At 40.5% G+C, this 21,078-nt stretch carries 16 protein-coding genes; 6 read left to right on the top strand and 10 right to left on the bottom strand.

Annotation, left to right across the window (positions count from 1 at the left end):
- Positions 1-18: 18 nt before the first annotated feature.
- On the bottom strand, positions 19-1,014 hold the full coding sequence (locus tag ACTCIM_RS09070) for a thioredoxin domain-containing protein (protein ID WP_472315116.1): 996 nt from the start codon (positions 1,012-1,014) through the stop codon (positions 19-21).
- A gap of 167 nt (positions 1,015-1,181) precedes the next feature.
- On the opposite strand from ACTCIM_RS09070, the gene ACTCIM_RS09065 reads away from it, so the two are divergent.
- Both ACTCIM_RS09065 and ACTCIM_RS09060 read left to right on the top strand, forming a co-directional pair.
- The gene (locus ACTCIM_RS09065; RefSeq protein WP_472315113.1) at positions 1,182-3,188 is read left to right on the top strand and encodes a methyl-accepting chemotaxis protein; all 2,007 of its coding nucleotides are present in this window, start codon (positions 1,182-1,184) and stop codon (positions 3,186-3,188) included.
- Between the two features lie 158 nt (positions 3,189-3,346).
- Positions 3,347-3,910, top strand: a complete 564-nt coding sequence (locus ACTCIM_RS09060) for a tetratricopeptide repeat protein (protein ID WP_464278689.1) — start codon at positions 3,347-3,349, stop codon at positions 3,908-3,910.
- Here the strand turns inward: ACTCIM_RS09060 and ACTCIM_RS09055 are convergent.
- The 7 genes from ACTCIM_RS09055 to ACTCIM_RS09025 all read right to left on the bottom strand — a co-directional run bounded on the left by ACTCIM_RS09055 (position 3,907) and on the right by ACTCIM_RS09025 (position 12,351).
- Positions 3,907-6,582 carry an efflux RND transporter permease subunit gene (locus ACTCIM_RS09055; protein WP_472315111.1) on the bottom strand — a complete coding sequence of 892 codons (2,676 nt, stop codon included), beginning with the start codon at positions 6,580-6,582 and terminating at the stop codon, positions 3,907-3,909. The genes ACTCIM_RS09060 and ACTCIM_RS09055 overlap by 4 nt on opposite strands.
- On the bottom strand, positions 6,572-6,988 hold the full coding sequence (locus ACTCIM_RS09050; protein ID WP_472315109.1) for an efflux RND transporter permease subunit: 417 nt from the start codon (positions 6,986-6,988) through the stop codon (positions 6,572-6,574). Before ACTCIM_RS09050 ends, ACTCIM_RS09055 begins: the two co-directional genes overlap by 11 nt.
- A gap of 3 nt (positions 6,989-6,991) precedes the next feature.
- Positions 6,992-7,825, bottom strand: a complete 834-nt coding sequence (locus ACTCIM_RS09045; RefSeq protein WP_464280240.1) for an efflux RND transporter periplasmic adaptor subunit — start codon at positions 7,823-7,825, stop codon at positions 6,992-6,994.
- A 40-nt stretch (positions 7,826-7,865) separates the two neighbouring features.
- Positions 7,866-8,090: a hypothetical protein gene (locus tag ACTCIM_RS09040; RefSeq protein WP_464278690.1), complete on the bottom strand. Its 225-nt coding sequence runs from the start codon at positions 8,088-8,090 to the stop codon at positions 7,866-7,868.
- On the bottom strand, positions 8,083-8,751 hold the full coding sequence (locus ACTCIM_RS09035; RefSeq protein ID WP_464278691.1) for a TetR/AcrR family transcriptional regulator: 669 nt from the start codon (positions 8,749-8,751) through the stop codon (positions 8,083-8,085). The genes ACTCIM_RS09040 and ACTCIM_RS09035 overlap by 8 nt, the downstream gene beginning before the upstream one ends.
- A 77-nt stretch (positions 8,752-8,828) precedes the next feature.
- A complete protein-coding gene (gene pruA, locus ACTCIM_RS09030; RefSeq protein ID WP_464278692.1) occupies positions 8,829-11,846 on the bottom strand; it encodes an L-glutamate gamma-semialdehyde dehydrogenase in 3,018 nt (1,005 codons plus the stop codon).
- Positions 11,847-11,862: 16 nt separating this feature from the next.
- Positions 11,863-12,351 (bottom strand): Lrp/AsnC family transcriptional regulator, encoded by a 489-nt coding sequence (locus tag ACTCIM_RS09025; RefSeq protein ID WP_464278693.1) that lies wholly within the window; start codon positions 12,349-12,351, stop codon positions 11,863-11,865.
- Positions 12,352-12,549: 198 nt separating this feature from the next.
- Here ACTCIM_RS09025 and wrbA point away from each other — a divergent pair, with 198 nt between their 5' ends.
- From wrbA to ACTCIM_RS09005, 4 genes are read left to right on the top strand one after another with little or no spacing between them, the layout of a single operon-like run.
- Positions 12,550-13,161, top strand: a complete 612-nt coding sequence (wrbA, locus tag ACTCIM_RS09020; RefSeq protein WP_464278694.1) for an NAD(P)H:quinone oxidoreductase — start codon at positions 12,550-12,552, stop codon at positions 13,159-13,161.
- The gene (locus ACTCIM_RS09015; protein ID WP_472315106.1) at positions 13,161-15,545 is read left to right on the top strand and encodes a UvrD-helicase domain-containing protein; all 2,385 of its coding nucleotides are present in this window, start codon (positions 13,161-13,163) and stop codon (positions 15,543-15,545) included. The genes wrbA and ACTCIM_RS09015 overlap by 1 nt, the downstream gene beginning before the upstream one ends.
- A complete protein-coding gene (locus tag ACTCIM_RS09010; RefSeq protein ID WP_464278697.1) occupies positions 15,539-16,069 on the top strand; it encodes a PD-(D/E)XK nuclease family protein in 531 nt (176 codons plus the stop codon). Before ACTCIM_RS09015 ends, ACTCIM_RS09010 begins: the two co-directional genes overlap by 7 nt.
- Positions 16,066-18,810, top strand: a complete 2,745-nt coding sequence (locus ACTCIM_RS09005) for a PD-(D/E)XK nuclease family protein (protein ID WP_472315104.1) — start codon at positions 16,066-16,068, stop codon at positions 18,808-18,810. The genes ACTCIM_RS09010 and ACTCIM_RS09005 overlap by 4 nt, the downstream gene beginning before the upstream one ends.
- A gap of 2 nt (positions 18,811-18,812) precedes the next feature.
- Here ACTCIM_RS09005 and ACTCIM_RS09000 read toward each other — a convergent pair whose 3' ends face one another.
- Both ACTCIM_RS09000 and ACTCIM_RS08995 read right to left on the bottom strand, forming a co-directional pair.
- Positions 18,813-19,676 (bottom strand): hypothetical protein, encoded by an 864-nt coding sequence (locus ACTCIM_RS09000; RefSeq protein ID WP_464278701.1) that lies wholly within the window; start codon positions 19,674-19,676, stop codon positions 18,813-18,815.
- A 46-nt stretch (positions 19,677-19,722) separates the two neighbouring features.
- Positions 19,723-20,970: a transcription antitermination factor NusB gene (locus ACTCIM_RS08995; RefSeq protein ID WP_464278702.1), complete on the bottom strand. Its 1,248-nt coding sequence runs from the start codon at positions 20,968-20,970 to the stop codon at positions 19,723-19,725.
- Positions 20,971-21,078: the final 108 nt, after the last annotated feature.

The raw sequence follows: 21,078 nt of genomic DNA, 5'->3' as shown, positions 1-21,078 counted from the left end.
CCTTGTTTCCAAAAACTTTTACCTGGGCTCTCCTGCAGAAAAGTTCAATACCCTTTGCACGTAGCCTTTGTCTTTAAGATAATCGATAATGGTCCTGGAACCGGTAAGAATGACCTTTTTGCCAGGATTTTCTTCTAAAATTAAGGTGGGAACTCCAGTAAAACCTTGAGCTAAAAAGTATTGCTGGACCTTTTTAACTTCACTGGCCAAATTGGGCGCAACCTTTTCCTTACTTACATCCACTTCCCCTGATTCTACCTTTAAAATTTCCAGAAAAGGATTACCTTTGGTACCTTCAGAGTTTAAAACATAGCTTAAGCGCTTAAAATCAGCTTCTTTGCTATCCAGGGGAAAAATGTGCCAGCTTATCTCAGCCACTTTGGGGTTTACAGCCAGATTGGCCAGGACTTTACTGCAGTGCTCACAGTGAAAACTCATAAACAAATAAGCCCTGGGGAAAAGCGGAGCATCTTCTTTAGCCCAGGAAATCAAATTTAACTCTTCTAACTTTAAGGGCTTAAGAGCATCTTGTTTATTAGCAGGTAAAGATAATAAAGCAAAAGAGCCTATAACCAGTCCATATAAACTACAGCCTAAAAGAAAGGAAAGGTACTTTTGCTGGCTAAAGGTAAAGCTAAACCAGCTAATAAGTAAAATCCCGGCAAAAATAAAACAAATTTGACAGAAAGTTTTGATAATAAAAATTTGAAATCCCAGAAGGACTCCATCTACGATAAAACCTGCACAAAAAAGTCCATATATTATCTTTTTTAAGTAAGTTTTATCTGGAGAACGAAAATAAAGAAAATGAAAGAGAAAAAGAACAAGTAAAAAAACAAAACCCAAAGCAATTAAATATGTATCTTCAAAGCGAATATAATTTCCCACCAGAGAACAGCTTTCAGTGCTACAAAGACTTTTTCCCTTATTAAAACGCCAGAACAATTCCACACCCAAAAAAAGAGCACCCAAAAAGGGGAAAATTTGTCCTAAAATCCTTTCCCAGGTCTTCATACAAGCTCCTTTTCTATGTTTGCCTTCCCATAATAAACTTTTTCTAAATTTACAACTAGGAAAACTTGAAACCAGCTTCCAAAGAAGAAAGGAAAAAAAATCTTCTCATTGACAAAAAAACTTTCCTTTTCTAAAATCAGATAAAAATCTCTTTTTAGGAGAATCCCATGCGTCTATCCATAAAAACCAAACTCCTGGCCTTAGTAATTTTAGGGATTTTAATTCCAGTAGTTATTAGCTTTAGTATCTTTAGTTACCATCTCAAAGAGCTCTCCCTAAATTCCTTTAAAAGTTCTGTAAACAATATCCTCACTCAGTTTGATCAAAATATAAATCTATTTTTTCAGGAGTCCAAAGCCAATGTAGACGCCATTACCAAATTTCACTTAATGCAAAAAATAGATGATACTATCACTTCTCTGGTGGACACAGAGCAAGCTACCAAATCCATTCCCAGAGAGGACGACAAATTGGGACAAGAAATTGTTCTTTTTATGCAATCCTTGCAAAAGAGCCATCCCAACTATCTGGATGTCTATATAGGCACCAAATATGGCGGTTTTTTATTGGCCAGGGTGGATGAGCTTCCAGCCCATTATGACCCCAGGAAGCGCCCCTGGTATCAAGAAGCAGTGGCCAAACCTGGCCAGGCTATTATTTCCAAGGCCTATCTCTCCACTACAGGCGGAGCGACCTTAAGTATTGCCAAGACCATTACAGCCAATAATGGAGAAGTTCTGGGCGTAGCAGCCATAGATATTTCCCTGGAAGTTTTAACCAATATGGTAGCTAAAGCCCAAATAGGCAAAACAGGATACATTATTATGCTCCAGGACGATGGAGTGATTTTAGCTGATTCGCAAAATCCAGAACACAACTTTAAAAAAGTGGAAGAAGTAAATGCTGTTTATGCCAACCTTTTCAATACATCTAAGGACTTTACAGAAGTAACCATTAAGGGCAAACCTTATTATGCCAAAGTATTTACCTCCCAAGCCCTGGGCTGGAAATTTTTTGCCTTTATAGAAAAGGCAGAAATCCTTGCTCCTGTTTATAGCTCTATTAAAACCGCCCTCCTTTACTCCAGCCTGGTGCTCTTGATTATGATTGTTTTAACCCTGTTAGTAGCCCAGAAAAACATCCTGGCGCCCCTGGCCAAGACCGTGAGTTTTGCCCAGGAAATTGCTCAAGGCAATTTAACTGCCCGCATAGAATTAAATTCTAAAGACGAGCTAGGCACTTTAGCTCAGGCCCTAAACAACATGGGCACCAAGCTAAAAGAAATGTTCAGGATAGACGACCTTCGCCATCTGGCTGAAGTACTTACCTCTTCTGCTGGCTCCATGGATTCCATGTCTGAAGAGTATTCTAAACGCTCGGAAAACATTGCTTCCAGGGCCAACACAGTGGCTACAGCAGCTGAGGAAATGAGTGTAAACATGCAAAATGTAGCTCAGGTCATGGAAAGTTCTGCTGAGGCTACCTCTACCATTGCCACTGCTTCAGAAGAGATGAGTGCTACCATTTCAGAAATAGCCACCAACACAGAAAAGGCCAAGGTAATGACCAATGAAGCTGTAAATAAAGCTGTAAACACCACAGAAAAGGTCAATGCTCTGGGTGAGGCTGCCAAGGAAATCTCCCAGGTAACAGAAACCATTACAGCCATATCCTCGCAAACCAACCTCCTGGCCCTGAATGCTACCATTGAGGCAGCCAGGGCAGGAGAAGCAGGCAAGGGGTTTGCTGTAGTGGCCAATGAAATTAAAGAATTGGCCCAGCAAACAGCCAAGGCCACTGAAGAAATCAAGGAAAAGGTGAAAAATATTCAACAAGCCACAGAAGTTACTGTAACGGATATTGAAGATATTTCTTCTGCCATTAGCGAAATTGATTCCATTATTTCTACCATTGCTGCAGCAGTAGAAGAGCAATCTGTAACCACCAGAGATATAGCTCAAAACATTGGAGGTGTTTCCCAAAACATTGGGGAAGTAAATGAAAATATCAACCAGAGTTCTCAGGTAGCCGGGGAAATCGCTCAAGATATTGCTACGGTAAACAATGAAATCAATGAAATGGCAACCAGTTCCAGCCAGCTCAAACAAAGCGCAGAACAACTCATTCAACTGGCAGAGGAGTTAAAAAAGATTATCCAAAACTTCAAAGTCTAGGAAAATCCAGGTTGGTACCTTTCTCCTGCGCACATTTTTAGTGCAAAAAATTGCACTAAAAAATTCCTTTTCTCTTCCAAGTTAAGGGTTTAATAGTCCTTTTTTTCTGGCCCCAATCTTGTATTCTATTCTCAAAACCTAAAAAAGGAGAATTTTCCATGAAAAGTAAAAATCTCTTGGTCATTTTTATTGCCCTGGTAGCTGGAGCCTATATTGGCTTTGTGGTTTTCAGCTTGATTATGCCAACCTCAAACCCACCTGCTCAAGCACCTGGCAGTTCTGAGCCAGCTATTCCTGCAGCCATGCAACAAAGAATTCAGGAACTGGAAACTCAAGCCCAAACCGATGTAAACAATGTGCTGCTTTTTACGGAACTGGGCAACCTATACTTTGATACAGGTCAATATCAAAAGGCCATAAAAGCTTACAACCGCTCTCTGGAACTAAACCCTCAAAATCCCAATGTCTGGACTGACTTAGGCGTTATGTACAGAAGGACAGGACAGTTTCAAAAGGCCCTGGAAGCTTTTAATAAAGCCTTAAACATAGACCCAAAACATCAAACCACCCTTTTTAATAAAGGAGTAGTGCTTTTCTTTGACCTCAATCAAAAAGAAGAAGCCCTCAAATCCTGGCAAAACCTGGTAAAGATTAACCCCAACTACAAGACCCCTTCTGGCGATTTGCTTAAAGATATCATAGCTAACTTAAAGGCCAATTAGCTCTTTTTAGAAAGCCAGATGAAAAAGAGGGGAGTAAAAAAGAGCATTAAGAAAATGCCACTAAACATGCCAGCAATGACTGCTATCCCCAGATAAAAACGGCTGGCAGCTCCAGCTCCAGAAGACAGGAGTAAAGGCACCACTCCCAGGATAAAAGTAAAGGCAGTCATTAAAATGGGACGAAAGCGGAGTTTGGCAGCCTCACAGGCTGCCTCAAAAGGTGATAAGTTTTGTTCTTCTACCAGGACTTTGGCAAATTCAGCAATCAAAATGGCTGTTTTAGAAGTAAGGCCAATTAACAAAATTAACCCCAATTGAGTGTAGAGGTTTACATCCAACCCCAGAAGAAAGTAAATACCTATCAAACCCACAAAGGCAAAGGGCACAGAGAGCATAACTGCCAGGGGCAAGGTCCAGCTTTCATACAAAGCACACAAAATTAGGTAGGCAAAGAAAGTGGCCAAGAGGAAAATCTTGCCAGCCTGGCCTTGAGTAGCCTGCTCTTGATAAGACATGCCTGTCCACTCATAACTATAGCCCAAGGGCAGATTTTCTTCCAAAAAGGACCCAATCTCCTTGAGCACTATTCCTGTACTAAAACCTGGTTTTAAATTCCCACTAAGAGTAGCTGCTGTTTTCAAGTTATAGCGGTGTACCAGCTTGGGACCCACTGTTTTTTGCAAACGCACTAAACTTCCCAGGGGAACCCTTTTTCCCTCTTGATTTAAAACCTTTAAACCTAAAATATCTTCCAGTTTATCTCTACTGGTGGGATTCCCAGCCACTCTAATCTGGTAGTTTTTACCAAACTTATTAAAATCATTTACATAAGCAGAGCCAAAGACCACAGACAGGGTGGTAAAAACATCATCAATATTCACACCCAAACTATTGGCCTTAAGACGGTCCAGGTTAATAAAAACCTGTGGGTCCTTGGCCTGATAAGAGGTAAAGATGGAAGCAATGCTGGGTTTTTGATTAAGCCCAGCCAGGACTTTATACACAGTATCTTCCAGTTCTAAAGGCTTTAGCTCTCCTTCCTGTTGGAGTTCCAGTTGAAAGCCCCCCACTCCGCCAATGCCAATAATGGCTGGAGGAGGAAAGGCAAAGACATTGGCCTCTTCAACCTGATAGGCTAGTTGCCACAATCTGGTGATAACAGCTTGCAGGCCAAGTTCTGGAGACTTTCGCTCTTCCCAGGGTTTTAAAATGAGCCACATGGCCGCACTATTGCTGGCAGGAGCACCGTCTAAAAGGGAATAGCCAGTAACACTGACAAAACCAGAAAGGGCAGGTTCCTTTTGCAAACTCTTGTTGATTTTGTCTACTACCTCTTGGGTTCTCTGCTTAGAAGCACCATTGGGAAGCTGAATGGCCAGCATAACATAGCCCTGGTCTTCTTGAGGCAAAAAGCCCGTGGGCAAAGACACAAATCCTTTGTAAGCGCCAAAAAGCAAGAGGAGAAAAAATATTCCTCCTAAAACAGATTTTCTCAAAAATAAAACCAGTACTCGCAAATAACCATTGCGAACCTTTACAAAACCCTGGTCAAAGAGGCGAAAAAACCAGTTCTTTTTGCCTTTGGGCCGCAAAAAAACAGCACACAGGGCAGGACTCAGGGTAAGGGCATTGATGGAGCTAAATACGGTGGCTACAGAAATGGTCAATCCAAACTGGGTAAAAAGCTGCCCGCTAATACCCTCTAAAAACACAGTGGGCACAAAAACAGAGAGCAACACCAGGGTGGTGCCAATAACAGGGCCTGTTACTTCCTGCATGGCCATTAGACTGGCTTCTTGAGGGGTGAGTTGATTTTCTTCTATGTGGCGCACCACATTTTCTACCACTACAATGGCATCATCTACCACAATCCCAATGGCCAAAACCAGACCAAAAAGGGAAATAAGGTTCAAACTAAACCCTAAAAGGTGCAACACCAAAAAAGAGGCAATCAGAGAAACAGGAATGGCTATGCCAGGGATAAGAGCTGCCCGCCAGTCTTCTAAAAAGAGAATCATGGTCAAAAAGACCAATAAAAAGGCAGAAATAAAAGTAAACAAAACCTCTTCAAAAGCTGCATTAACAAAGCGAGTGGAGTCAAAAGGAATGGTATATTTTAAACCTGGAGGAAATTTTTGGGCCAGTTCTTTCATCTTTTGCTCTACTAAAGTAGCGACCTGCAGGGCATTGGCAGAAGGGGACTGAAAAATGGCAATGGCTGCAGCAGGAATGCCTTTGTACTGGCTGGAAATGGAATAGGTAACTGCACCCAATTCCAGGTTGGCCACATCCTTAAGACGAATCAAACGGCCATCTGGCCACTTTTTGATAACAATCTGGCTAAACTCTTCCAGTTCGCTCAAGCGCCCTTTTACCTGCAAAGGCAACTGAAATTGCTGACCAGCCGGTGCAGGTGGATTGCCTATACTACCTGCTCCCACCTGGACATTTTGAGATTCTATAGCCTGAATTACTTCAGGGATGGTTAAGTTCAACTCCTGAATCTTTTCTGGATTAAGCCATACCCGCAAGGAGTATTCACCAGCGCCAAAAACCTGGACATCTCCTACCCCGGGTAAACGCTTAAGTTCATTTTTTAGGTGCAATACAGCATAGTTGCTTAAAAAAAGCTCGTCCAATCCCTTATCTTCAGAAAAGAGGCTAATAAACATTGGTAGTCTGCTTCCTGAGCTCTAAACCCAGCTTTCGCACTTCCTGGGGTAAAAAGGGCTCTGCTTTGGAAAGACGGTTTTGAACCTGGACCATGGCCTGGTCCAAATCAGTGCCTACCTTAAAGGTAATGGTTAGACGGTATTCTCCATTATTGGAGCACACAGAAGAAAGATACAGCATGTTTTCCACGCCATTTACTTCCTCTTCAATGGGCCTGGCCACATCTCTGGCCACATCCAGGCTATTGGCTCCAGGATAGTTGGCAGAAATTACCACACTGGGGGGCAAGATGTCAGGATACTGGGAAATGGGCAATTTAAAAAAGGCCAGCATTCCCAGGATAACCAGGACAATGGAAATAACTGCAGACAGGATAGGTCTTTTGATAAAAAAACTACTAAACATCTCTTACTCTGCTTGCTTGGGTATTACTTGCATACCAGGTCTCACCTTGGCCAGGCCAGAAACCAACACCTTATCTTCAGGCCTTAAACCCTTTTCCACTACCACTTCCTCTCCTTGCTCAGGCCCCAAGTTGACTTTACGCACTGCTACCAGATTGTCTTTGTCCAGTACGTAAACAAAATTGGCATCCTGTAAGTTAAATACAGCCTTTAAAGGCACTACCAGGGCTTCCTTTTGCTCCAGCTTTACTCTCACCTTAACAAAAAGACCTGGTTCCAGAGAAAAGGAACTATTATCCACTATTGCTCTAAGTTTTACTGTGGCTGAAGATTCATCCACCTGAGGAGCAAAAAACTCCAACCTTCCCCTATAAGGGTAGCCCTCATCCTCGCTCGTGCCAATGTCCACCTGAAAACCTTTAGCAACATCCAGTTTTTCCTTTAACTTCAGCCACTCTGTTTCACTGGCATAAAAAATCACATACAAGGGATTGTCTTGAATGATGCTAACCAGAGGAGTTTTGGCTCCTAAAACACCTACCAAATCTCCTTCATCTACTCTGTTGAGATCTGTTTTCCCATCAATGGGAGCTTTGATTTGGGTATAGGAAAGATTTATTTGAGCCTGTTTCAAGCTACTTAAAGCTAGGGATAAATTGGCCTTGGCCTGCTCATAATCACTTTTGGCCCGAATAAATTCCAGTTCACTGATTCCACCCTGCTTAAACACCTTTTGCATACGCTCAAAAGTGGAACTGGCCTTAAACAACTCTGCCCTTCTCACTTCTACCAGGGCCTGTGCTTCCTCCACCTTTGAACGATATAGGTCATCTTCCAGTAAAAATAAAAGCTCTCCCCTCTTTACCCTCTGCCCAGGCTTAAAAAAACATCTTTTTCACCTTAGCTTCCACTCTGGCCTTTACTTCCACTGCAGCAAAGGGTTTGGTCCGCCCACTAAAATAAAGGTAGTAAGTAACTTCCTTTTTCACAGGAAATTGAAACTTTACCTGAGGAGGCGGAGGTGCAACTACCTTTTGTTCCTGTCCCTTGCAGGCCACCATAAAAAACAAAAACACCAACAGTAAAAAAGTTTTTTTATTCATAAGCGCTCTCTTGCTGAAAACCTTTAAAAATACTCCTTAAGCCTATTTTTAAATAATCTAAAATCCTTTCATTCTTTTTATCTTCTGGATGGGTCAGATAAAAATTTAAAAGCCCTCCCACAAAACATTCTACTACATGCACCACATCAGCTACCTCTAAAGAGAGCCTTATCTTATTCTCTCTTTTCAACCTGTCCAGAATTAACAAACTCACCTCCTCTGGACAAAGCATTACCTGGCAGGCCTCTTGCTTTACACTGGCCAAAATTCCTGGCAACCAGGCCATACGATAAACAACCTTTAAAAACTTTAATAAAAACTCATCTTCAATAATCACCTTGACCAGAAGCACATAGTATTCTTCTAATTGAGCAAGTGAGTTTATCTCCTTTTGCTGAAGGGCAAGCCTGGCCTTTAAACGCAAAAGAGCCTGCTTTACCAACTCTACAAGCAAAACCTCTTTATTCTTAAAGTGCCAATAAACTGCTCCCTTGCTCAAGTGCAAACTTTTGCCAATATCACTAAAGGATACATGCTCAAAGCCCCTGCTGGCAAACAAATCCAGAGCCCTGGCCAAAATTTTTTCCCTGGTTCTTAAAGCCTTTTCTTTGCTACTTCGTCCCATGGTAGCTAAAATACATACTGACGGTAGGTATGTCAAACCTTCCCAAAAAAATGCAGGACCCTGAACCGCACCAAGCAGGTTCAAGGCCCTGTCAGGGGAGGTGAAGATAAATTTTATTCTATCCAGTCGTCGCCTTCATCAATAGGAGCAAAACCACGACGCATGGTATTTTCAGTGGTACAACGAGGATCCATAAATTGCAACAAGTAATCAGGTCCTCCTGCCTTGGAGCCCACACCAGACATTTTAAAACCACCAAAGGGCTGTCTCTCCACTAAAGCGCCTGTAATACCTCTATTTAAGTAAAGGTTACCCACTCTAAACTCTTTTTTGGCCTTTTCTAAGTGCCTTGGGCTACGGGAGAAAATGCCGCCAGTCAAGGCAAAGCGGGTGGAGTTGGCCCATTCAATGGCCTGGTCTATATCCTTGACCTTCATTACAGCCAACACTGGGCCAAAAATCTCTTCCTGGGCCAAGCGATGCTCAGGAGTAATGCCTTCCACAATGGTTAAAGGCACATAGTATCCCTTCTTGGGTAAATCATCCCTAATAAGCAGGACCTTACCTTCCTGTTTGGCCAGCTCCACATATTCCAGGATCTTTTTCTGAGCCTTTTCATCAATAACTGGCCCCATGTAGTTGTGAGGATCTTCAGCAGGTCCAATGGCAATGGAATTGGCTGCTTCTACCAGACGCTTTACAAAACGATCATAAATTTCTTCCAGGACAATAACCCTGGAACAGGCAGAACACTTTTGTCCCTGGAAGCCAAAAGCAGAATAGATAATGTGCACAATGGCTTCATCCAAATCAGCGTCATCATCTACAATAATGGCATTTTTACCACCCATTTCAGCAATGACTTTCTTCACCTGTTCTTGCCCAGGCTGAACTTTGGCTGCCTTTTCAATAATTCTAAGCCCCACTTCCATAGAACCAGTAAAGGCAATCAAGCTGATATCTGGATGCTCTACCAAGTAATCGCCAATCACACTTCCCCTACCTGGCACAAAATTAAATACTCCCTTGGGAATGCCTGCAGCAGCATAAATCTGGGCCAGGGTATAGCCCACTACAGAAGAAGGACCTGCAGGCTTATAGAGTACGCAATTACCTGCAACCAGGGCAGCAGAAGTCATGCCACAGGAAATGGCCAGAGGAAAGTTCCAGGGAGCAATAACTGCAGCAATACCCTTGGGTTGATAGAAAAGGTGATTTAATTCTCCAGGTGCTCTTCCCATTTTTCTGGGACTACCCAGCCTTAACATTTCACGCCCATAGTATTCCAGAAAGTCAATGGCCTCACCCACATCAGCATGGGCCTGATCCCATTGCTTACCCACTTCTAAAACCTGCCAGGCTGCCAGGTTAAAGATATTTTTACGGGCATAATCAGCCGCCTTAAAAAGATAGTTGGCCCTTTCTTGAGGGCTCAAATCCCTCCACAGGGGAAAAGCATTTTTAGCTGCATAAATGGCCTGGTCAATTTCTTGGGTAGAAGCCTGGCAAACATAACCAATTACTTCATCCGGGTTGGCCGGGTTGACAGAGGCAAGCTTGTCTTCAGTAAAGACTTCTTCCCCGTTGATAAGTAAAGGATAGGTCTTACCCAACTCCTTTCTCACTTCAGCAATGGCTCTAGGAAAGGCATTGCGCTCAAATTCCTTGGTAAAATCTGGAGCAGGGAAATTGGTAAAAGGAGGAATCTCTCCTTCTGCCTGAGTTTTTTGTTGTTTTTCCTTGCGCTTGGCCTTTTCTTCTTCTGCTATAATCTCCGGATCTTCCATTAACCTGTCCAGAGCAGCCCCTTCCACAAAACTCTGGCGCAGGAAGGATTCATTGGCAGTGTTTTCCAGCAACCTTCTGACCAGATAGGCCATACCAGGAATAAGGTCGCCATAGGGAGCATAAAGGCGTACCCTTTTGGCCACATTTAGCAGCCCCTTGCGCACAGGCTCAGCCATTCCGTAGAGCACCTGGAATTCATAGCGCTCTTCTGGAACGCCCAAAGCCAGGGCTGTTTCCAAAACAGCAGAAATGGTCCGAATATTATGAGAGCCACAGGCAAAATAGCAAATATCGTGATTTTCCAAAATCTTTTTCGCCTGTCTTTCAAAGGCAGCATCACTTTCAGCCTTAATAGTGTAAACAGGAATCTCCCAGCCCCTTTGCTTGGCAATCACAGTCTCATAATCCCAATAGGCACCTTTTACCAGACGAATGGAAATCTTGACCTTTTCTCTTCTCGCCCAATCCAGAAGTTCATCCAGATCCCTGTCTGTATCCTTTAAGTAGGCCTGTAAAACCACAGCTAATTCATCAAAATCCCTAAACTCTGGATCCATTTTTAAACGACGATACACCTCCAAGGTAATATCCTTAAAGAGATATTGCTCCATATCAATGCAGAGGTGTCCGCCAATCTCCTTTATTTTGCGCACAATGGGTTTTAATCTCTCGTAAATAACCTGGACTGTATTTTCAAAGTCCACAGGCTTAGCCTGGGAATAAAGGGCAGAAGGCTTAATGGAAGCATTTACTTTGGGAGCATATCCCCAGTCCAAATCTCCTCCACTTATTAACCCCTTCCACTTTTTGGCTTCTTGGGCCAGGGCATCTAATAATTCCAGGTAGCTATTTTGATAAAAAATACCTTCTTCTTCACTTACTGTAGCTTCTCCTAAGATATCCACAGTAAAAGCAAAATTGTCTTTTCTAAGTTTATTTAAAGTTTTAATAGCCTGTTTGGTATTTTCACCAATAATAAACTGCTTGGCCATGGACTCCAGGTTGGAACGAATGGTCTTGGCCAAAAGCTTACCAGCCAGGCCCTTGCCAAAACCAGCAGCACCTTTGGCCCCCCATTTTAATACTGCTGGCAAGTCATTTTCCTTACCCGTAAAGTACTCTTCAATATGCCTGGTCAAAGACTCTGTGCTATCCAAGTAGGGAAGTACATCTACAAATCTAAAGAGCTGGACCTTAAAGTTTTCATTTTGCATGGCCCAGTCCATTACCTTACCTGTCCACCAGCTTTTATTAAAAACTGAAGGAGCTTCTCCCTTTATGCTTGCAAAAAACTCCTTGCCTCTGCTTTTAATTTTTTCGTTCAATACCTTTTTATCCAGCATCTTATATCCTCCTTGCTTATTCTTTACGCTTACGCCTATTTTTCCTTTCCTTTACTTCGGATAAATCCAGCCTCAAAGTCTCCAAAATTTCCTGCAAGACCAGAGTGGTCCTGGTATCAATAACTCCCTCTATTTTCCCGAATTTTTTTAATAACTCGGTTAGGGCATCTGTGTGAGAAACCCTGGCCTTTACCAGGTAGTTGAACTCGCCAGCAATATAAAAGACTTCCTGCACTTCCTCTATTCTGGCAATCTCATGCCCGATGGCTGTAGAGCCAACAGGATCAGCGGTCTTAACTAAAATAAAAACCGTTAAAACCAACCCCAGCTTTTTATGGTCCAAGCGCACTTCATAATTTTCAATTATACCACTACTTTCTAGCTTGCGAATTCGCTCCAAAATCCCTGAAGGAGCCATCTTTAAACGCCTGGCTATCTCCGCATTGCTCATGCGCCCATTTTCCTGGAGCAAGTTCAGGATCTTCTTATCTATTTCGTCAATCATTCTAAAAAACCTCTTTTTTTATGGACATAATTCTTTTTTAAAGCAAAAGTCAAGAACAAAAATAATTTTTCTCCTTTGAAATTGTTTATTCCAGACCAACTTTTTACTCAAAGATAAAACTGGTAAAAAATCTTCCCTTTTGCTACAAAGGGTGGGGTAGAAAATAAACAATAATTGGAAAAACAAAGGGAGAAAGTTATGAAAATACTGGTACTCTATTACTCTCTTTATGGCCATGTCTATCAAATGGCCAGGGCAGTACTTAAGGGAATAGAGCAGGTAGAAGGAGTAAAGGGTGTACTCAAAAAAGTACCTGAAACTTTAAGTGAAGAAGTGCTAACCAAAATGAACGCCCTGGAGTTTAAACAAAAACAGGAGAATGTCCCTATCTGCACTGTGGAGGAACTGGCTGACTACCAGGGAATTATTTTTGGCACTCCCACCCGCTTTGGCAATATGTGTGCTCAAATGCGTCAATTTTTAGATGCCACAGGCAAACTCTGGGCCAGGGGGAGTTTAATAGGCAAGGTGGGGAGTGTATTTGTAAGTACAGCTACCCAGCATGGTGGTCAGGAAAGCACCATTTTGAACTTCCATACTACCCTTTTACATCACGGCATGATTATAGTAGGTCTTCCCTATTCCTTTCAGGAACAGATGGGCCTGGAAGAAATCATGGGCTGCTCGCCCTATGGTGCTTCCACAATTGCTGGCGGGGATGGCTCCAGGTGGCCCAGTGACAAAGAATTAGCAGGAGCAACTTTTCAAGGAAGCTATGTAGCCAAGATTACCAAAAAACTTTTTAGCTGATGAAATCCCTTTTCACCTCTTCCCTCTCTTACCCCTTTATTTTACGCATCCGGGCTTCAGCTGGAGCAGGCAAGACCTATACCTTGATGCAGGCTTTCCTCTGGCATCTAGCCCAACTCGAGCCCAGCTTAGAAAACTTAAAGTCCCTGGTCGCCTTAACCTTTACCAACAAGGCCACCAAGGAAATGAAATCCAGAATCATTAAAGGGCTAAAGGAAATAATCCTGGGCACTCCTGCAGGTAAAAAACTAGCTCAAGAAATAGGTTTTTCTTCTTCCAAGGCCCAAAGATGGCTGGAACTCATCTTTGAACACTATGCAAGCTTTCAAGTCAAAACCATTGATAGCTTTCTCTTTTCCCTTTTAAGCCTGCTGGGCTTGGACCAAAACTGGCCCAAAAACCTCTTTGTAGAGCTAAAAGAAACCCTTATCCTAGAGCAACTAATAGACAATTTTTTTAGAAACAAAGCACCTCAAAGCGAAGAGCTTTTCACTTCCTATTTAAACATAGAAAAACCTTCTGGCTTTTATTTACAGCCCAAATTAAAAAGCCGGATAATGGACTTAATCACCACCCGCCTGGCAAACAGGGTAGAAAAAAAAGAAGGAACAGAGGTAGACCTGACCAGTTTAGAACAAAAATTAAACACCCTGGGGCTGGATTTAGTAGAAAGCATTTACCAAAAAGACTCTAAGGCAGAATGGAAATATTCCTGGAATAATAATCTAAAAGACCCTCTAACAAACCTGAATAGTTCCTGCTTCTCCAAGTCGAGTGTAAAGGAACTATTGAAAAAGGACTATCAAGGCCTGGTAGAAGAGAGGGAAGAAACACTTTTTGCCCAGATTAAAGAAACCAGAAATGCCTACCTGCTTGCTTTGGCTAAAGCAAAAGTAAAAAGTTATACCCAGATATGTAACTATTTAGAAAAAGAATTAGCTAAACTACAATCTCAAGAAGGATTTCTTCTTCCTTCCAAATGGTACGCACCTCTTTTAACCTGCCTGGAAGAATTTAATCTTCCCCATATCTTTTGCTTGCTGGGAGAAAGGTGGAAACACTTTCTCCTGGATGAGTTTCAAGACACCAGCCTAGAACAGTGGCAAATCTTAAAGTTTTTTATTGAAAACAGCCTGAGTGAAGGTGGAAGTTTAATTTTGGTTGGAGACAGTAAACAATCCATTTATATCTGGAGAAACGCCAATCCAGAAATCTTTAACCAGATAGAAAGGGACTTTTCTCTGGAAGTAAAAGATTGCCTTTTAGAATACAACTGGCGCTCAACTCCAGAAGTTATAGAGTTTAACAACAATTTGTTTAGCCAGGTAAGAGAAAAACTTGACCTTATATTAGAAAATTTAGCAAAAGATAACAACGAACTAAAAGAAAAAATACAGACCTTTTTTGCAGAAGTAAAACAAAAACCAGCCCCCAAACCTACCAATATCCAGGGAAAAACTGTTTATCTGGCCCTGGAAGAACAAGAAGAAATAGAAAGGAAAGTAATTTCCACCCTAAAGGAGCTACAAAAACATTATTCCCTGAAAGACATTGCCATCCTGTGTCGAAGAAACCAGGAGGTAAGCCACTTTACCTCCCTGTTATGGCAAGCAGACCTTCCAGCTATTTCTGAAAACAGCCTGCTCCTGGAGACTTCCCGGGTCATTAGAGGCCTAATTAGCTGGCTATCTTTTCTAGATTCTCCCCTGGAAGACCTCTATTTACTGGGCTCTTTTTTCTTGCTCAAAGAAAACCCAGATGTTTCCCTCTACAGCCAGAAGGAGTCAGATAAACCTTTGCTTTTAGCCCTTAAAGAAAACCATCCAGAGTTATTTGATAAATTGGCCTTTTACTTAAATCAGACCTCTTATCTCAGTTGCTATGACTTAGTGCAGCTCTTTTTAACTGAAGAAGATATTTATGGACGGTTTCCAGAGCATCTGCCCTTTATTGAATACTTTTTGGAGCTTATTTTTACTACCAACCTGGATTTTCTTCCCCTTTCTTCCTTTCTTACCTTTTGGGAAGAACGAAAAACCGAGCAGTTTCTGGAAGTGCCAGAAAATTTAGATGCCCTTCGCCTTTTAACCATTCACAGCGCCAAGGGACTGGAATTTCCCGTAGTTATTGTTCCTAAAATAGACTGGGAACCAGAAAAGGTTCAACTGCTCTACCTGCCGCAGGAAGGATTGGTGCGCATAAAAAAACCTTATGCTGAAGAAATCAAACCCTATCTGGAGAAAGAGCAGGCCCAAAAAGCCATTGAAAGCCTCAACCTGCTTTATGTAGCCCTGACCAGGGCAGAAAGGGAACTTTACTGTTTTTATCAGGACAGGGGCGTGGGTAAAATCCTTAAAACCCTCCTGGAGAAAGAAGCATGTTAAAAAAATATTTTCTTCAGGAAAATACCAAAGCACCTAAAAAATACATTTTACTGGGAGATTTTTTACATCTTATCCTGTATTTTTTACCTCAGCTTAAACCTGACCAATCCAGCTTAGACCAGGCCCTGGAAAAGGCCTGGGCCTTTTTTGCTCAAAAGCAAAGCTTACTCTATCTCCATAAAGAAAAAAACATCCAGGATTTAATCCAGCATAAACAAATAAGGGAAAAGTTTTATATTATTTTAACTTTACTTCAGGAAAAAAATTTTACTGCCTGCACTAAGGAGCTAAAAGAGCAGGAAGTAATAGATGCTAGAGGGAATATCTATCGTATAGACAGAGTGTTAGTATTTCCTGAAAAACTAGTAATTCTGGATTTAAAACTTTCCAAGCAAGAGGATAGTGAAGAAAACCATAAAAAACAGTTGAAAGTATATCAGCAGTTGCTTCAAAATATATTTAAAAAGGAAACAGAAGCTTATTTAATCTACTTTGAAGAAGAAGAATTAAGGCCAGTTTTATGAGTGCAAGCTATCTTATCCACCCCCAGGAAAACTTCTTACAAACAATAGCCAAATTACTTGCCCAAGAAGAAAACTTGGCTCACCTGCAAATCATTCTTCCTTCCAGAAGGTCCGGGCTTTTTTTACGCTATTATTTAGCGCAGGAAATAGCCAAACCCTTTATTCCTCCTCAAATTTACAGTTTAGAGGATTTTGTTTTTTTAAAATTTATTCAAATCCATCCCTATTCCCTGATCAATTACCTGGAGTTTATCCACCTTACCTATCCTTACTTTCAAAACTTTCTTTCCCTGGAAAATTACCTGGAATGGTCCAACTCTTTCTACGAACTACTGGAAGAAACAGATAAAGAACTAATAGATATCCCCAACATCCACTTAAGTCTTCAAGCAAACACCTGCACAGAATACATCTTAACTCACCTAAAAGAGATAAAAGAAGATTTGGAGAGAAAATTTCACCAACACCGCCTAACCACTCCAGGCTTTTGTTTTCGCACCCTGGCTAACAATTTACAGGTATTGGACTCAGACCTGCAAACCTGGCTGGTTGGCTTCTTTGCCCTTACCCAGAGCGAACGGGTTATTTTTAGTTATTTAAAAGACCAGGGAGCCAGGTTCTTTTTTGAAGATGACCCCAAAGAAATACATCCCATTTTAGTAAGAGAGCTAAAAAAATTAAAGTTAACTCCTCAGACTTTAAGTAAAAAAGACTATCCAGAGCCCAAATTTTCCTTTGTCTTTGCCTCTACTTATCATGCCCTGATAAAAGAAATAAAACACCACCTGGCAGAAAATCCCAGCCAACCTGATAAGATAGCCCTTTTAACCACAGTAAACGACACCCTAAAGCCTCTTATGTTTGAACTTAAAGACAAAAAAGTAAACTTTGCTCTGGGCTATCCCTTAAAATATTCGGTAATATTTTCCTTCTTACAAATTATAAAAAACTTAATGGAGCATAGGCAGGAAGAATATATTTACCTTCCCTCTTTTCTGGATTTCATCAAACATCCCTTTATTAAAAACAACAAACTAAAGGGAAGACTGCTGGAAGAAGATATTTTTCAACTTGATTTAAGACTAAAGGAACAGGGAAAAGCCTACTTAACCCTGGAAGAAATAAAAAAAGTAAAAATTCATAACCCCGACCTAAAAGAAGCTCTAGATTTTATCCTATCCCTTTTTCAAAATTATTTAAATTACCAACCAGCAGAAAAAACCACAGTAAAAAATCTGGTAAAAACTTTCCAGGAACTGTTTAAAGCTTTACACCTTACCCAGCAGGCTACCAGTTTAGAATTAGAAGAGCCTACGGGCTTAAAATCCCTTTTAGTTTGGCAGGAACAGGTCTTAAGCCAGCTAAAATTATCTCCTTTACAGGAGCAGAGCCTGTCCTGGAAAAAGGGGCTGCATTTAATCTTAAACCTCACTCAAAAAATTTTTCTTCCCCTTAAAGGAGAACCCCTGGCCGGAATCCAAGTCCTGGGACTTTTGGAAAGCAGGCTCCTGGCCTTTAACAAGGTCCTGGTCTTAGGCGCAGAAGAAGGCAATCTTCCCCAATCAAGCTCTCCCAACCCTCTTTTATCTGGCGAAATCAGGCTTCTTTTAAACCTTCCCCAACAGGAAAAACAGGAACAAATCCAGGGCTATCATTTAACCAGGTTGCTTAAAGCCAGTAAAGAAGTGTATTTTTTGCTTACTACCAGTGAAAAAAAAGATTTTTTAGGCGGGAAAAACATTCCCAGCAGGTTTGTAGAAAAGATAATCTGGGAACTGGAAAAACAAAAAAAAGAACCAGCTTTCAAACAACTATCTACACCTCTAAGCTCTAGTGCCTTAAACACCAAGACTTCCTTGCCCAAAACAAAAGAGCATAAAGAAAAGATAAAAACACTTCTTCTCCAGGGTATTTCTCCTTCTCATCTAAACACTTACCTGAAATGCGAACTACTCTTTTATTTTAACTATATCTTGCAATTAAAAGAAGAAAGGAAACTGGGCACTTTTGACTCGGCCTTACTGGGGTCAGTAGTTCACAAAACCCTGGAAGTATTTTTCAGGCCTTTTAAGGGTAAGAAAATATGCATAGAAGATAAATACATAGAAAACTTAAGGGAAATTTTAGATGAAAACTTTAGACAGATGGGATTGCTAGAAAAGCTGGATAAAGATAAAAAACTATTTTTAAGACACATTACCTATCATAAACTAAAAAAATATATCCAAACCATAAGCAATACTTATTCTGGATATGAAGTTGAAGAGCTTGAAAAAAGGGTAGAGTATAAATTAACTAATAATATCTATCTAAAAGGTAAAATAGATAAAATAATAAAAAATGCCAATCAGCTCATAGTCCTGGATTATAAAACAGGTCAGCAACTTACTTCCACTGCCAAAATAAGGGAAGTAATTACTAAGTATACAGATTTGACTTCTTTAAAAGAGAAGAAATTTGACTTCCAGATTCCCTTTTATATTTTTCTTCTAACAGAAACCCAGGATAAGGATATCAATGGTGGCTGGGTTTACCTGGCTCCCTACGAGCCCAAAATAACTCTTTTATTTACAGAAAAAAACCTCAAGGAAGAACAAGAACTCTTAAACCAAAATCTCCCTCTACTTTTAAAGCTGGTATGTACTGATATGCTGGAAAAAGATTATTTTGAACCCAGCTTAAGCCAGGAACCCTGTTCCTTTTGTGCTTATCGCAAGATTTGCCCCAGTCCTGTAATATAAAATTATAATACCTGGGTTTTAGTATGGCTGATGGTAATTAACAGAGCAAAAACTGCAGCCATAACTCCTATTAATACATCATAATAAATAGGTGCAGTTAGGCAAAGGCGCATAAGCAAAGTAGCCACAGCATAACTAGAATTTCTAAATATATCTCTAAAAGCTGGAAAAAACCTATGGGAAATCAAAACAATCAAAATATCACTAAAGATTAAAATGGTATAAAACTCATTAAAAAAGGCAATAAGACCTTTATGCATTATTAAGGCATAAAGATTATAAACACCTAAAAGAATGAAAAGGCCCAAAAGGATTAGAGAAACGAATTTTTTAGCACCTACAAAAAGGAATATCTTTTCTCCCTTGATTTGTTTGGAGGAAGATTTTTCCTTTTCCCGCCCAATTATCCTGTAATACCACAAAATAATTACATAAATAGACAAAGCACCCAGCCCATACACACCTATTTTTAAAACCAGGTCCAGATGCCCTTGAAAACTTATGGGTTCATTTAAGGAAATGAGTAATTTAAAGCAGTTTCTTAAAAAAATAAGGGATAAAATCTCCAATTGTTTACCCACTGCTTTGGACACAGAGCAGGGTAAAACAAAGATAAAGCTTATCACTTCAAAAACAAGCAAAAGGGAAAAGGCCAGATGCACAGCCCAAAAGGGATTGGCCTTTATCCAGGGAGAGAAGAAAAATTCAGGAAGTAAACCCAGTCTTTTTAATTCACTTAAGGATAAACTGATTAAAAAAGTTAAAACCAAAACCCCTGCAATTTTTTGTTGAAAAACCTTTCCCTCCCATAGACGATGCAAGGGGTCAAAAACATAATTGGCTAATTCTGTTAGCTTGTAAATCATAAAAAACTATAAAAATTAAGGGTTATAATTTACCTTTAGTCTATCCTCATTTTCTATGCAAGCAAGCTCCAAAAAACACCTCCTGCCTGGAACAATCTGGCAAGATTTGCTTTTCTAAACTAAATTGCGGATAAGCAGTTAAAAACTCTGCAATCTGGAGTTCATTTTCTTTCCTGGTTAAGGTGCAGGTAAGATAATAAATTTTTCCTCCTTTTTTTACTCTGGATGCTACTTTACTTAAAATCTTTTTTTGAATCTTAGCCAGATTTAAAATATCTTCTTCCTTTCTTTTCCACTTTATATCCGGCCTTCTCGCAATAACACCCAGACCAGAACAGGGAACATCCAGCAAAATACCTTCCACCTGCGCACAGGGCAAGGCATAAGCACTTGCTCTAAGCACTCCCATTAAAGTAAATCCCAAACGCTTGCTTTCCTTTTTTAAAAAACAAAGCCTTTTCCAGTTTATATCTGACGCAATGACCTTTTTATTCACTCTGGATAAAATAAAAGACTTGCCTCCACTTCCAGCACAAGCATCCCAAACCAAATGGTCCTTTTCCTCCAAAAGGCTTAACAAAATCTTCTGACTTTCAATACTTTGATTATAAAAAAGACATTTTTTAGCCTCTAAAAACCTAAATACTTCTTCTTCTCTGCCTTTCTTTATACTAAAGCCTACTTCTGTATTTTCCTCAATAGCCTCTCTTAAGGCAGATAAATCACAATTTTTTGCCAATAAAACAGAACTAAGGGGCCTGGAAAGGGAACTGGCAAGAAATTTTAAGGCCTTTTCTTCTCCCAAATCTTTTAGTAAATAGCGAACCAGCCAGGTGGGAGCAGCATATTTGCGGCTTAAAAAAGTAAGGGTATCTGCTTTATCCTGTTTAAAAAAATCCTCTTCCAAGCTAAGTTGAGAGATTTTTCTCAAGACTGCATTAACTAGACCGGCTAACTTCTCTCCATAGTTTTGCTTACTAAATTCAACACTCCAGGAAATAACAGCATAAGCAGGAATTTTACTTAAATACAACAGCTGATAAACAGCAGTACTTAAAAGGATATTGATTTCCAGGGGTAAATGGGCACTTTTTTTTATAAACCGCTGCCAGATAAATTCCAGTTGATTTTTATACCTAAAATAACCATAACTTAATTCTGTAAGTAAGGCCTTGTCTCTTGTATCTAATAGTTGAGATAAGGTATTATCCAGAGCAGCCTGAAGGTCTTCTCCCTTTAAAGTGGATTTTATAACCTGGATGGCTTTAAATCTGACTTCTTTTTTAAGGCTCAACAAAGTACTTGTCAATGGCCAAAAAATTTAATCCATTTTCGGACAACAAAATTGACCCACCTGCCCACTCCCTAGTTTTCCAATTTTTCTCTCAAGCGGTAGCTCTCA

The sequence above is a fragment of the Desulfonauticus sp. genome (assembly GCF_055126295.1).
Note: the sequence above shows the minus strand (reverse complement) of the source record. Positions and strands in the feature narration are given on the sequence as shown.